Below are 14,564 nucleotides of genomic sequence, written 5' to 3'. Positions count from 1 at the left end.
TATTGGAAAAGGAGTAAAAGTTGAAATTAACAAAACGACAAAAAGAGATCGTTGAAATTGTAAAGAAAGATCAACCGGTTAGCGGTGAAAAAATCTCAGAACTGCTAGATGTGTCTAGGGCAACTTTGCGCTCAGATTTATCCTTTCTAACCTTAGTGGGGATTTTAAAAGCAAGTCCGAAAGTTGGCTACACTTATGCTGGTTCGGATTTGGAAACGCTCTTTTTCTTTGATACTTTTCAGAAGAAAGTTGAAGATGTCATGACCTCACCAGTATTGGTGACGCACGATTCGTTTATTCAAGATGCCATTATTACTTTATTTATGTATGATTCAGATGTTCTCTATGTGATAGATGAAAAAAAGCAATTGCTGGGCATTTTGTCGCGAAAGGATTTGTTAAGAGCGGCGCTCAATGCCAATATTGATGTGACACCGGTAGCTGTTTGCATGACCAGAATGCCGCATATAAAAACCTGCCATAAAGATTTGAATATCCTTGAAGCTGCGGCACTTTTGCAGGATTTTGCCATTGATTCCTTGCCTGTTGTGGAGGAGCAAAATGAAGGTCATATTATCGGAACAATTACTAAATCAGCCTTGTTGGACTTTATTATCCAAGAAGCTAGAAATGCAGAAGTGAATAGATAAAAAAGGAGTTTTCATGAAACAAGAGATTACCATTTACGCCATTTCTGATTCTTTGGGAGGAACATCCCAAAAATTACTGTCAGCCGTTATGGCTCAATACCCAGATTTGATTTTTAATAATAGCTATCGGTTTCCTTTTATCAATAAAGAATCTGAATTGTTGGATATTTTGCAGGATGCTATCAAAGATGACGCAGTTGTTATCAGCACGTTGGTAGATAGCCATTTAGCTGCAACAGCTAGAGAATTTAGCAGGGTCAATCATTTATCTTATTTGGATTTGATGAATCCGTTTTTTGAGATTATCAAGGAAAAAACAGGTACTCAACCGATTGAAGTTCCGGGAGTCCTGCACCGTTTGGACACGGAATATTTCAATAAAATCTCTGCTATTGAATTTGCTGTTAAATATGACGACGGCAAGAATCCGCAAGGATTTTTGGAGTCAGACCTTGTGATTCTAGGAGTTTCTAGGACTTCCAAGACTCCGCTCAGTATCTATTTAGCTAATAAAGGTTACAAAGTGTCCAATCTTCCCTTGATTCCAGAGGTTCCGCTACCGCAAATCTTGGATAAAGTAGATAGAAGAAGAATGATTGGGCTGGTTTGTGAACCGGATAAATTGGTCAAAGTAAGAAGTAACCGTTTGGATGCGCTCGGTTTGACACAAGCTACAAGCTATACAGATGTAGAAAAAATTTATGAAGAATTGGATTATTCTAAAAAAGTATTTCAAAAATATCAAGCACATGTTATCAATATGACAGATAAATCTATTGAAGAAACGGCTTGCATCATTGAAGAACATTTAAAATCTCTAGCTTCAAAATAAGAATTAAAGCCCTAAGGTGCTGTATTTAAACGAGGTGAACGAATGGAGCAATACAAACGAATTTTATTAAAAGAGTTTGATTCCAAGCAAAAGGTCATTACAGAGTTAATCAATCTGGAAGCTATTTTAAATTTGCCAAAAGGGACAGAATTGTATCTTAGCGATATTCACGGTGAGTTTGAGGCTTTTGACTACATCTTAAGAACCTGTGCGGGGAATCTGAATGAAAAAATCAATGACTGCTTTGGAGAGGATTTATCAAAAGCGGAAAAAGACAAGCTGACCTTGATGATTGCTTACCCTCAGGAAGTTTTGAGCGATGATTTTCTTTATCCTTTGAAAGATAAAAGATGGTATGGAGAAATTATTCAAAACTTGTTGACTTTGCTAGCTTTTGTAGCAGCCAAATACACACGCTCTAAAGTAAGGAAAGCCTTGCCGCCACAATATGCTTATGTGATTGAAGAATTGCTCTATACAGATCGCAATCTGCCGGATAGTAATATTTATTTTGAAACGATTCAGAACTATTTGATTGATCTAGGCGAGGCAAGTCAGTTTATTTCGGCATTAGCAAAAGTAATTCGGCAGTTAATCATTGATCATCTTCATATAGTCGGCGATATTTTTGACCGAGGGGCAGCCGCAGATAAAGTAATGAATGAAATCATGGCTTATCATTCTGTTGATATTCAGTGGGGCAATCACGATATTATCTGGATGGGGGCTTTCTTCGGATCAAAAGAATGCTTGCTTATTCTCTTGCGAATAGCTGCTAGATATGGCTATCTTTACGATATTGAGAGAGCTTATGGTCTCAATCTAAGACCGCTCGTTCTTTTTGCCGAAAAGACTTATTCTGAAAATGCAAAGTTCAAACCAAAATTAGGAAAAAGAAGCGATAGCTATTCTCCTAAAGAAATCCTCCAGCTGGAAAAGGTTCACCAAGCACTAGCAATCATTCAGTTTAAATTGGAAAATCAACTGATTAAAAGGCGACCGGAGTTTGATATGGCTCAACATCTTACTCTTGATAAGATTGATTACTGGGAAGAGAGTATTCTAGTTGAAGAAAAGAAGCATTTTTTAGCTAATACTTGCTTTCAAACAATCAATCCTCAACAGCCAGATCAGCTAACAGCCGAGGAAGAAGAAGTGGTTGTTACTTTGCTGGATTCATTCCAGCATTCTATTCAGCTCAAGAACCACATTTCTTTTTTGATGAACAAGGGTTCCATGTATAAGATTTATAACAACCATCTCCTTTTTCATGGTTGCATTCCTTTGGAAGAATCTGGCGATTTTCAACCTTTGCAAATCAATGAAATTCGCTATACTGGCAAAGAATTGCTCGACTTTTTTGAATATCACATTCGAGAAAGTTCTAAAAATCCAGAGATTCAAGACGATTTCTCAACGGATCTTATCTGGTACTGTTGGAATGGAAAACTATCTCCCTTGTTTGGCAAGGACAAGATGACCACCTTAGAGCGTTATTTTATTGAGGATAAGGAAACGCACGTTGAAAAGGAAAATCCCTATTTCTCCTATCGGAATTCTGCTAAGATTTGCAAGTTGATTTTGGAAGAATTCGGGCTCTTTTCTGAAGATTCTAGGATTGTAAATGGGCATACACCTGTAAAAACATTGAAAGGCGAATCTCCAATCCGAGGAGAAGGCATGCTATTTGTCATTGACGGTGGGTTGTGTGAAGCCTACCAAAAGAAAACGGGAATTGCTGGTTATTCCTTGCTCAATAATTCATATGGTTTTCAAATTGTCACACACCAACCTTTTCAAAATGTGCAAAAAATGATTGAGAAGGCTGTAGATCTCTCATCATTGAAGAGAGTGATTGAACATGTCCGTGAGCGAACTTTGATAAAATCAACGACAATCGGACAAAGTCTCATCGAACAACAACAGGAACTATCTGCTCTCTTGCATGAATTTTATGATTAACCTTTACGGCTCTCCAAGCCAAAACTTGGAGGGCCTTTTCATTTCAAGTTTTGCTGTTGTCCCCATTTCTTTTTCGTGTTACAATAGGAGTATTGAAATGGAGAGGTTTAAGATGATTTATTTAGACAATTCAGCAACAACCAAGCCTTACCCAGAGGCTTTGGCTACCTATACAGAAGTTGCTTCTAAAATTTGGGGAAATCCTTCTAGTCTCCACAGTTTGGGCAATCAGGCGACCCGCTTGTTAGATGCATCTCGCAGGCAAATTGCGGAGCTTCTCGGTAAATCCTCTCAAGAGATTTTCTTTACGTCTGGAGGGACGGAAGGCGATAATTGGGTTATCAAGGGTGTGGCTTTTGAAAAAGCGCGTTATGGCAAGCATATCATTGTGTCTGCTATTGAGCATCCAGCAGTGAAAGAATCCGCTCTCTGGCTGACGCAGCAAGGTTTTGAAGTGGATTTTGCGTCTGTTGATAAAAAAGGTTTTGTAGATGTTGAAAAATTAGCTACCCTTATCCGATCGGATACGACTTTAATTTCAGTTATGGCGGTCAACAATGAAATCGGCTCTGTTCAACCAATTGCAGCTATTTCAGAACTTTTAGCGGACAAGCCAACTATTTCTTTTCATGTGGATGCGGTTCAAGCCATGGCCAAGATTCCAACGGAAAATTATTTAACTGATCGCGTAGACTTTGCAACATTTTCCAGTCATAAATTTCATGGCTTACGGGGTGTTGGTTTTGTCTATATCAAGTCTGGTAAGAAAATCAGTCCGCTGTTGAATGGTGGTGGTCAAGAATCAGACAAGCGTTCTACGACTGAAAATTTGGCGGGTATTGCAGCAACTGCAAAAGCCTTGCGCATGTCTATGGAAAATTTGGAAGTCTTCATCACACGAACGACCAAGATGAAAGAGGTTATCTTAGAAGAGCTAGCTAAGTATCCTGATGTGACGATTTTTTCAGGAATAGAAGAGTTTGCGCCCCATATCCTGACTTTTGGGATTAAAGGCGTACGAGGTGAAGTAGTGGTTCATGCTTTTGAAGAGTATGACATTTATATATCTACTACGAGTGCTTGTTCCTCTAAAGCTGGCAAACCAGCTGGAACTTTGATAGCCATGGGTGTTGAAAAATCCCTGGCTCAAACGGCTGTGCGAATTAGTCTGGATGTCGATAATGATATGAGTCAGATTGAGCAATTCCTGACAACGTTTAAACTCATTTATGAAAAAACTAGAAAAGTAAGGTAAACAATGCAATATTCAGAAATTATGGTTCGTTACGGCGAGCTTTCAACCAAAGGAAAAAATCGCATGCGTTTTATTAACAAATTGAAACGCAATATGCAAGCAGTCCTCTCTGTTCACCCAGATGTGCATGTGAAAGCAGACCGAGATCGTGCACATGTCTATCTTCACGGAACGGACTATCAACCTGTTGCAGAATCGCTTAAACAAATTTTTGGGATTCAAAATTTCTCTCCGTCTTATAAGATTGAAAAATCAGTTCCTGCTTTGGTTGAAGCGGTGCAGACAATTATGAAAGAAATTTATAAAGAGGGGATGACTTTCAAGATTGCCAGCAAACGCAGTGACCACAATTTTGAATTGGATAGTCGTGAATTGAACCAGACCTTGGGAAATGCAGTCTTTGATGCGATTCCACATGTTCAAGTCAAGATGAAAGCGCCAGATATTACACTGCAAGTAGAAATCCGCGAAGAAGCAGCCTATCTGTCCTATGAAACGATTCGTGGAGCAGGTGGTCTTCCTGTCGGAACATCTGGAAAAGGCGTGCTGATGTTGTCAGGTGGGATTGATTCACCCGTTGCAGGCTATCTAGCTCTAAAACGCGGGGTGGATATTGAAGCGGTGCATTTTGCTAGCCCCCCTTATACAAGTCCCGGTGCTCTCAAAAAGGCGCAAGATTTGACGCGCAAATTAACCAAATTTGGTGGCAATATTCAATTTATTGAAGTGCCATTTACGGAAATTCAAGAAGAAATCAAAGCGAAAGCACCAGAAGCTTATCTGATGACCTTAACTCGTCGTTTTATGATGCGGATCACGGATCGCATTCGTGAAGAACGCGGTGGGCTCGTTATCATCAACGGAGAAAGCCTTGGTCAAGTTGCCAGCCAAACGCTAGAAAGCATGCAAGCGATTAATGCTGTCACTAACACTCCCATTATTCGCCCAGTTGTGACCATGGATAAGCTGGAAATCATTGACATTGCTGAAAAGATTGATACCTTTAATATCTCAATTCAGCCCTTTGAAGATTGCTGTACCATTTTTGCCCCAGATCGTCCGAAAACCAATCCAAAGATAAAAAATGCAGAGCAATACGAAGCACGTATGAATGTGGAAAAATTAGTGGAACGTGCTGTTGCTGGTATCATCATTACTGAAATCACACCAGAAGCAGAAACAGACGAAGTGGATGAGATGATTGAGGGCTTGTTGTAATAAGAACGGATTTTGAGATTGGAAGTTATTCTGGGAAATTATTAAAAATTACTAAAAGCTACTGAGTTAGTCTTTTGATAAAAAATACTTGCCAAAGGCTATCAGAAATGCTATACTTAGAGAGTTGACTATGCACAGCCTGTGCAACCGCTCGAACATCGTCTAAGTGGTTCGTCCCACGATGCTAGGCGAGTCTTCACAAAATTAGGGGAAACCCGTAAAATTCATAGGAGGTGCATAATGAGCACATACGCAATCATTAAAACTGGCGGCAAACAAGTTAAAGTTGAAGTTGGTCAAGCAGTTTACGTTGAAAAATTGGACGTTGAAGCTGGTCAAGATGTAACATTTGACGAAGTTGTTCTTGTTGGTGGTGAAAACACTGTTGTCGGAACTCCGCTTGTTTCTGGAGCTACTGTTGTTGGAACTGTTGAAAAGCAAGGAAAACAAAAGAAAGTTGTTACTTACAAGTACAAACCTAAAAAAGGTAGCCATCGTAAACAAGGTCACCGACAACCATATACTAAGGTTGTCATCAATGCAATCAACGCTTAATTTTTAAGGAGAGCACATGATACAAGCAGTCTTTGAACGAGCCGAGGATGGTGAGCTGAGGAGTGCAGAAATTACTGGACACGCCGAAAGTGGCGAATACGGCTTTGATGTCGTGTGTGCGTCGGTTTCTACGCTTGCCATAAATTTCATCAATTCGATTGAAAAATTCGCAGGCTATGAACCAATCTTAGAATTAAACGAAGAAGAAGGTGGATTCTTACGGGTAGAGATTCCTACAGATATTCCATCTCACCAAAGAGAAATGACTCAGCTTTTCTTTGAATCATTCTTCTTGGGTATGGCAAACTTATCGGAGGACTCAGCTGAGTTCGTCCAGACAAGAGTTATCACAGAAAACTAACACGGAGGAAAAACATTATGTTGAAAATGAATCTTGCGAACCTGCAACTTTTCGCTCATAAAAAAGGTGGAGGTTCTACATCTAACGGACGTGATTCACAAGCAAAACGTCTTGGAGCTAAAGCAGCTGACGGACAAACTGTAACTGGTGGATCTATTCTTTACCGTCAACGCGGTACTCACATCTATCCAGGTGTCAACGTTGGACGCGGTGGAGATGACACTTTGTTTGCAAAAGTTGAAGGCGTTGTACGCTTTGAACGCAAAGGTCGCGATAAAAAACAAGTTTCTGTTTACCCAATTGCGAAATAAGAATTTAAAGACCCGTGCCTCTAAATGGTGTGGGCCTTTCTTTTGAAGCTGGTAATCTGAAAAGAAGAGAAAGTATACATAAAATAATTATAAATTATCTATATTCTAAGATAGCTGTAATTTTTTTGCGGCTATCTTTGTTTTGACTACATTTTTTATATGTATTTTATAATAATATTAGTTGAATTATTCGGAACAGCAAAGTATAATATAATATGTAGGTTTATTCAATTTTTTAAGGATTGATAACAGTTTTATATAGTCTGTTACCAATCCATAATAAAAAATTGTATGAATATTTCACAACGAAAGGAATGCACAAGGTGAAAAGTTTTAAACTTTATAATGGGAAACGAGATAAATTCTCTTTGCGGAAGAAGAATGTCGGTCTGGTTTCCATTGCTATTGCTACTCTAGCTCTTTATGGAATTGTAGGAGGAAGTCAAACGACTTATGCTGAAGAGCAAAACAGTACTAGCGGTCAAGTTACAAATGTCTCTGCTCCCACAGAGGATGCAAAGACAGAAAAAGTATCTACTACTACATCATCAACGGTAGCAGAAGCTTCTTCAGCTAGTAGTTTTCCAAGAGTAGAAAATACAAGTGTGGGTAGTACTCAGACTGCCTCAGAATTTCAAAATTCTAGTGCAGAAAGTGCACCGTCAGAGAATTCATCAATGTCAAGCGATGGTGGTTTGTTAACAAATGGAGAATCTTCAAAATCAGCTAAAACTCCAAATATTGAGGGAACAACTCCTGAAAACACAGCGCCAAAGTCTGACGAAACAATTGTTGAAAGCACAATACCTAAAACACGAGCAGCACGTACCCGTAGAAGTGTCGCAGAATCTTCTTCTCATATTTCAAACTTTTCAGTAACGGTTACGACGAAAGACGGAACAGTTATGAATGCGGGAGATACGAAAACCCTACCTGCTCAAGAAGTTTCTTTCGAAAAGGTTCAAATGACTTTTAAAATTAAGCAGGATGGAACGCTGAAAGCTGGAGATAAGATTCGGATTCCAGTCAAATTGGAAAATAACGCTTATGCTGCTTATTATGCAAATCTTGGCTCTGGGACAGCAGAAACGATTCCTGGTGTTGGAACTATCAAATTTGATTTTTCTAAAAAGGACAATCTTGCGTATGAGATTACATTGAATAGTGAATTTGCATCACTTTCAAATGGGCAAGAAAAAACGGTTAATGTTAATTTTAGTGCTGCAAATGGTGCCAAATTTACAGCTCAAAAAAGTAAAAATAATATTGTATTGAACATTAACGGATCAACTTTTACTTTTAAACCTGTACAGAGAACATTTCCTAAATCTGAGGGAAATTTTGCTGTGTACAACGGTGCTAGTAGTGATGCGGCAAATTCAATCAAAATAGGTACTTCAACTGGTGATGCAAACTATTATAACAACATGCTATCTAGTGATGGTCAAACACCAGGAAATACAAATATTCCCAAGGGAGATATCATCACTATTCATCGCATAAAACTAGAAAATGGTTCAAAGATTATTAAAATAAAGCCAGAGCCTCATCGCATCACTAGTACTTTAGCCATTAGTGAAGATGGTAAATACCTTGTTAAGAATGATACATCTACATCTATAGCAATTACTAACGAAAATGAAAATAAGTTAATTACTCTTCCACCTAAATCAACAGATGCAGATATTTTAAAGGCATTAAAGAAAGCAGGAAAAAATTCTTCAGTTGTCATTGATAATGGTGATGGTACCTACACTATTGCCACTAACTTAGGTAAAATGATTGGTGAAGGTGCGACGACTTATCATGATATTCATCCTGCAGATGATTATGGAACGTTTGGAGATCGATATCAGGAAGTTGATAGGACTGATGTGGTGAATGCTAAAGTAAATTCTATTTTAGCTAAAACATCTGCTATTCAGGGTACAGGGCATTCGACTTGACTTATGTTTGCGGATTCCTCGATTAATAATACGATTACTGGTAATTCCAAAAGTTATAGTGTAAATGATGATGGAACTGAAAATGAAATTAAATCAGAAAAGATTAGTGCTACTACTAAGCCGTCTAATGCACGCTCACAAGGGCAAACAAAAATAACTGTACAGTATGTAGATACAGCTGGGAACCAAATTGCGACACAAAATTATCAATATGGTTATCCAGGAGGAACATTACATACACAGTCACCTAATTATACTGCTAAACCGCAAAATATACCTGGTTATACACTTGTAACTACGCCTAAGTCAATTCCTTCTATACAAGGAACCCAATTAACAGGAAATCAATCGATAGCTTTTAATAGTTCTGATCAAGTCTTTTATTACGTCTATACTGTTAATAAATCTAACGCTAAGGTGACTTATATTGATGATGATGACAATCATAAAGTTCTTGAAACAAAAGAACTGACTGGAGATTATAATACTACGGATCCATATAGAACAGCTGAAACCATTAAGACGTATACCGATCGAAATTATGAACTTGTTTCAGACAATTATCCAGCAAATGGTGTGACTTACAATGAAACCCTTCAAACCTTTGAAGTTCATTTGAAACACAAAAAGACTTCAGTAACAGAAGAAAAGACGGTTAAGGAAACTATCCATTATACATACGAGGATGGTGCACCAGCAGCTCCAGACCACACTAGCAGCTTAAAATTCACCAGAACAGCAACAACTGACCTTGTTACAAATGTTACAACTGGTGATTGGACAGCGGAAAATGGAACAAGTTTTGCGGCAGTAACATCACCAGCAATCAAAGGCTACACTCCAGATTTAGCAGAGGTTCCAGCGGTTGATAACATTACTTCTGATAGTCCAAATATCGAAAAGACAGTTGTTTATACAGCTAATCAAGAAAAAGCCCAAGTTCGCTATATAGATGATACGACGGGTGCAACTCTTGAAACAAAAGAATTAACTGGTGATTATAATACAACGGATGATTACAGAACAACTGAAACAATTAAAAAATATACAGATAAAAATTATGAATTAGTTTCAGATAATTATCCAAGTAATGGTGTAACTTACGATACTACTTATAAAAAATTTGAAGTTCATCTACGTCATAAGGTGGTTTCAGTTCAAGAAACAAAGACTGTCACAGAGACCATCAAGTATGTTTATGAAGACAACACGCAGGCAGCGGCTACTAAGGTTCAGACTTTGAACTTTGAGCGGATTAACACCAAGGATCTGGTGACTAATAATATTGTCTATAAGGGTCCTTGGATCCCGTCTACCGGAACCTTCTCAGAGGTAGTTTCTCCAAAGGTCGATGGTTATACACCAGATAAGGCAACTGTAGCAGCCGTTGAACAGATTACGGGAGATAGCGCAGATATTGAAGAAACGGTTACCTATAAAGCAGATAAGCAAAAAGTGACTTACACCATCATTGATGATACTGCTCATAAAACGCTGAAAGATAAGGAAGTGCTGACTAGCGGAGACTCTGATACTCCTCTTTCAGATAGTGCACGAGCAAAATATGATTCAATCGTGAATGCTTATCTGGCCCAAGGCTATGAATTGGTTTCAAAAGACGAATTACCAGCTAAGTTCGACCTTGATAGCAGTCATGATCAAAACGTGACGGTTCACTTGAAGCATGGCACAACTGATATCCAAGAAACCAAGAAAGTGAGCTTGACAGTTCATTACCACGGGGCAGGCGACCAAACACCGGCAGACCATGTGCAGACAGCGACTTGGACGCGTACAGTAACGACAGATAAGATTACAGGTACGGAAGTCTCAACAACACCTTGGAAAGCGGATAAGGCAAACTATGATGCTGTTCCGTCTCCAATGATTCCTGGTTATAGCGTGGATGTCGAGACAGTACCGTCTGAAGCAGTTACTCAAGAGAATATTGTTAAGGATGTATATTACACAATCCAAACGCAAAAAGTTACTTACACAGTTGTAGATGAGACAACAGGTCAGACTCTGGAAAATCAGGTTGAATTGACAACAGGCGAGTCTGGTACTGCTCTTCCAGCTGCTACGAAAACGAAATACGACACCGTAGTCGCAGGTTATTTAGCACAAGGTTACGAAGTGGTTGCCAAGGATGAATTGCCAGCTCAGTTTGACACCGACAGCAGCGTGGACCAAAACGTGGTGATTCGCTTGAAACATAGAGTGTCAACTTCTACAGAAACCAAAACCGTTACCCAAACCATCAACTACCTCTACGAGGATGACAATACACCAGCAGCTCCAGAGAAGAAAACGGCCTTGACTTTCACTAGAGAAGTGAAAACAGATGAAGTGACGAAGGATGTTACAACAGGGGCATGGGGACCATCTACTGGCACCTTCCCAGAGGTAGTTTCTCCAACTGTTGATGGCTACACGCCAGATAAGGCTAAAGTTGACGCAGAAACCGTAACTGCTGATCAGGCGGATATCAAGGTTACGGTTAAATACAAGGCCGACAAGCAAAAAGTCACTTACACTATTATTGATGATACGACCCACACTACTTTAAAGAACAAGGTAGAGTTGACAACTGGAGATTCTGGTGCAAATCTTCCTGCTGATGTGCAGACGAAGTATGATAAAGCCGTTGATGATTATCTTGCTAAAGGTTATGAATTGGTATCTAAGGACGAGCTTCCTACTCAGTTTGACACAGATAGTAGCGTAGACCAAAATGTAGTTGTTCACTTGAAACATAAAGTGACAACATCTACGGAAAAGAAAACTGTTACTGAAACAATTCATTATGTTTATAAGGATGGTAGCCAAGCAGCAGAAAGTCATAAAGCTACACTAGACTTTGCTAGAGAAGTGAGGACTGATGAAGTAACAAAAGCTGTTACAAAAGGTGCATGGTCTCCAAGTACAAGTACTTTTGCGGCAGTCACTTCTCCAATAATTGCAGGTTACACAGCTGACAAACCAGTTGTTGAAGCTGTTGATGGTATCATAGGTGATAGTAAAGATGTGGTTGTAAAAGTCACATATACAGCTGATAAGCAAAAAGTCACTTATACAGTCATTGATGAAACGACACAAAAAACTTTGGAAAACCAAGTAGAATTAACGACTGGTGATTCGGATTCTGCCCTTCCAACAACTGCTAAAACGAAGTATGATCAAATTGTCAAAGGATATACAGATAAAGGCTATGAGTTAATCTCTAAAGATGATTTACCAGCCAAGTTTGACAAGGATAGCACGAAAGATCAAAACGTTGTCATTCGTCTGAAACATAGTACAACAGATAACAAAGAAAGCAAGAAAGTGAGCTTGACGGTTCGCTATCATGGAGCTGGTAGCCAAACACCAGCCAACAATGTGCAAACGGCAACTTGGACACGGACGGTGACAAAAGACAAGGTGACGGGCGATGTTGTGAAAACCACAGATTGGACAGCAGATAAAGCAAATTATAATGCTGTTCCATCGCCAGTAATTCCTGGATACACGGTTGATGTGGCAACTGTGGCAGCAGAAAAAGTCACGCAAGAAGATATTGTTAAAGATGTTCATTATGGTATTCAAACTCAAAAAGTGACTTATACAGTTATTGATGACACAACCGGTACGACTTTAGAAAACCAAGTAGAATTGACGACAGGTCATTCAGGTACAAACCTACCAACTGACGCACAAACGAAATACGATCGAATTGTCAAAGGTTATACTGATAAGGGTTATGAATTGGTTTCTAAGGACGATCTTCCAGCTCAGTTTGATAAAGATAGCAGCGTGGACCAAAATGTGGTGGTTCATTTAAAACATAAAGTAACAACATCTAGTGAGATTAAAACTGTCAAGGAAACGATTCATTATGTTTATCAAAACGGTAGCGAAGCAAGATCAAGTTATGGTACTTCATTGAGTTTTACTCGAGAAGTGAAAACGGATGAGGTGACAAAACTTTCCACTAAAGGCTCTTGGTCACCCGTTACAGGAACTTTCGCAGCGGTCACTTCCCCAATGATTACAGGTTATACAGCTGATAAACCAATTGTTGCAGCTGTTGATGGTATCACAGGTGATAGTGAGGATATCGTTGAAACAGTTGTTTATAAAGCTAATCAAGAAAGGGCCCAAGTTCGCTATATTGATGATACAACGGGTGCAACTCTTGAAACGAAAGAATTAACTGGTGATTATAATACAACGGATTCTTACAGAACAGCGGACACGATCTCTCATTATACAAGTCAAGGCTATGAGCTTGTTTCAGATAATTATCCAAGTACGGGTGTAATTTATAATGAAACTTATCAAAAATTTGAAGTTCACTTGAAACATGGCACAGCAGAAAGTCAAGAAAGCAAGAAAGTGAGCTTGACGGTTCGCTATCATGGAGCAGGTAGCCAGACGCCAGCCGATAATGTGCAAACAGCAACTTGGACACGGACGGTGACAAAAGACAAGGTGACGGGCGATGTTGTGAAGGCAACGGATTGGACAGCAGATAAAGCAAATTATAATGCTATTCCATCGCCAGTAATTCCAGGATATACAGTAGATGTGGCAACAGTTCCGCAAGAAAAAGTCACGCAAGAAGATATTGTTAAAGATGTTCATTATGGTATTCAAACTCAAAAAGTAACTTATACAGTTATTGATGATACGACAGGCACCACTCTGGAAAACCAAGTAGAGTTGACGACGGGAGAGTCAGATTCAGCTCTTCCAGCAGCTGCTAAAACGAAGTATGGTCAAGTTGTCAAAGGGTACACAGATAAAGGCTATGAATTGGTTTCTAAAGACGAATTACCAGCTAAGTTCGACCTTGATAGCAGTCATGATCAAAACGTGACGGTTCACTTGAAACATGGCACAGCAGAAAGTCAAGAAAGCAAGAAAGTGAGCTTGACGGTTCGTTATCATGGAGCAGGTAGCCAGACGCCAGCCGATAATGTACAAACAGTAACTTGGACACGGACGGTGACGAAAGATAAGGTAACGGGAGATGTTGTGAAGACTACGGATTGGGTAGCTGACAAGGCAACCTATGACGCTGTTCCATCTCCAGTCATTCCAGGCTACACAGTAGATGTGGCAACTGTTTCGGCAGAAACAGTCACTCAAGAGGATATGGTTAAGGATGTTTATTATACTGCGATCCCAGTAACTCCAGATAAACCAACTCCTCCAGTAGTTCCGTCAACGCCGGACAAGCCAACTACTCCGACAGTTGTACCAACGACTCCTACAAAAGCAACTCCAACGAAAACAGAAATCTTGCCAAGCACAGGTGATTCTCAAGTTGGTCCAACGCTTGCAACGCTGACGGGCGTAAGTTTACTTTTATCAGCTTTCGGTTATATTGGTCGTCGAAAAAAAGAAGATTGATGAATCTTTTGTAAACATATAAAAGTGATCTAAAGGTTGAATCATTCGATAGAAAGGATAAGCTTCACAAGCAACCT

The 14,564-nt window shown here is 39.4% G+C and carries 10 protein-coding genes and 1 other annotated feature; all 10 genes read left to right on the top strand.

Annotation, left to right across the window (positions count from 1 at the left end):
• The first annotated feature begins 20 nt into the window (after positions 1-20).
• The 10 genes from EL079_RS03820 to EL079_RS03775 all read left to right on the top strand — a co-directional run bounded on the left by EL079_RS03820 (position 21) and on the right by EL079_RS03775 (position 14,487).
• Entirely contained in the window at positions 21-650 is a 630-nt protein-coding gene (locus EL079_RS03820; protein WP_003024999.1) for a CBS domain-containing protein, read from the top strand.
• Positions 651-663: 13 nt separating this feature from the next.
• Positions 664-1,482 (top strand): pyruvate, water dikinase regulatory protein, encoded by an 819-nt coding sequence (locus tag EL079_RS03815; RefSeq protein ID WP_003032860.1) that lies wholly within the window; start codon positions 664-666, stop codon positions 1,480-1,482.
• A 42-nt stretch (positions 1,483-1,524) separates the two neighbouring features.
• Complete coding sequence (locus tag EL079_RS03810; protein ID WP_003032855.1) at positions 1,525-3,444, top strand: fructose-bisphosphatase class III; 1,920 nt, start codon at positions 1,525-1,527, stop codon at positions 3,442-3,444.
• Positions 3,445-3,556: 112 nt separating this feature from the next.
• Positions 3,557-4,699, top strand: a complete 1,143-nt coding sequence (locus tag EL079_RS03805) for a cysteine desulfurase family protein (protein ID WP_018543459.1) — start codon at positions 3,557-3,559, stop codon at positions 4,697-4,699.
• Positions 4,700-4,702: 3 nt separating this feature from the next.
• Positions 4,703-5,917: a tRNA uracil 4-sulfurtransferase ThiI gene (gene thiI / locus EL079_RS03800; protein WP_003032857.1), complete on the top strand. Its 1,215-nt coding sequence runs from the start codon at positions 4,703-4,705 to the stop codon at positions 5,915-5,917.
• A gap of 135 nt (positions 5,918-6,052) precedes the next feature.
• Positions 6,053-6,123 (top strand) — a sequence feature (ribosomal protein L21 leader region).
• 34 nt (positions 6,124-6,157) lie between these two features.
• Entirely contained in the window at positions 6,158-6,472 is a 315-nt protein-coding gene (rplU, locus tag EL079_RS03795) for a 50S ribosomal protein L21 (RefSeq protein ID WP_003024987.1), read from the top strand.
• A 16-nt stretch (positions 6,473-6,488) separates the two neighbouring features.
• Entirely contained in the window at positions 6,489-6,833 is a 345-nt protein-coding gene (locus EL079_RS03790; protein WP_003032850.1) for a ribosomal-processing cysteine protease Prp, read from the top strand.
• Between the two features lie 17 nt (positions 6,834-6,850).
• The gene (rpmA, locus tag EL079_RS03785) at positions 6,851-7,144 is read left to right on the top strand and encodes a 50S ribosomal protein L27 (RefSeq protein ID WP_003032879.1); all 294 of its coding nucleotides are present in this window, start codon (positions 6,851-6,853) and stop codon (positions 7,142-7,144) included.
• A 323-nt stretch (positions 7,145-7,467) separates the two neighbouring features.
• Positions 7,468-9,090 carry a YSIRK-type signal peptide-containing protein gene (locus EL079_RS03780; protein ID WP_003032584.1) on the top strand — a complete coding sequence of 541 codons (1,623 nt, stop codon included), beginning with the start codon at positions 7,468-7,470 and terminating at the stop codon, positions 9,088-9,090.
• A 3-nt stretch (positions 9,091-9,093) separates the two neighbouring features.
• On the top strand, positions 9,094-14,487 hold the full coding sequence (locus tag EL079_RS03775; protein ID WP_003032582.1) for a mucin-binding protein: 5,394 nt from the start codon (positions 9,094-9,096) through the stop codon (positions 14,485-14,487).
• Positions 14,488-14,564 lie beyond the last annotated feature (77 nt).

The sequence above is a fragment of the Streptococcus anginosus genome, assembly GCF_900636475.1.
Lineage (GTDB): Bacteria > Bacillota > Bacilli > Lactobacillales > Streptococcaceae > Streptococcus > Streptococcus anginosus.
Note: the sequence above shows the minus strand (reverse complement) of the source record. Positions and strands in the feature narration are given on the sequence as shown.

Coding starts and splice junctions, on each gene's coding strand:
- EL079_RS03815 (WP_003032860.1), top strand. CDS start 664: ATGAAACAAGAGATTACCATTTACGCCATTTCTGATTCTTTGGGAGGA.
- EL079_RS03810 (WP_003032855.1), top strand. CDS start 1,525: ATGGAGCAATACAAACGAATTTTATTAAAAGAGTTTGATTCCAAGCAA.
- EL079_RS03805 (WP_018543459.1), top strand. CDS start 3,557: ATGATTTATTTAGACAATTCAGCAACAACCAAGCCTTACCCAGAGGCT.
- thiI (WP_003032857.1), top strand. CDS start 4,703: ATGCAATATTCAGAAATTATGGTTCGTTACGGCGAGCTTTCAACCAAA.
- rplU (WP_003024987.1), top strand. CDS start 6,158: ATGAGCACATACGCAATCATTAAAACTGGCGGCAAACAAGTTAAAGTT.
- EL079_RS03790 (WP_003032850.1), top strand. CDS start 6,489: ATGATACAAGCAGTCTTTGAACGAGCCGAGGATGGTGAGCTGAGGAGT.
- rpmA (WP_003032879.1), top strand. CDS start 6,851: ATGTTGAAAATGAATCTTGCGAACCTGCAACTTTTCGCTCATAAAAAA.
- EL079_RS03775 (WP_003032582.1), top strand. CDS start 9,094: ATGTTTGCGGATTCCTCGATTAATAATACGATTACTGGTAATTCCAAA.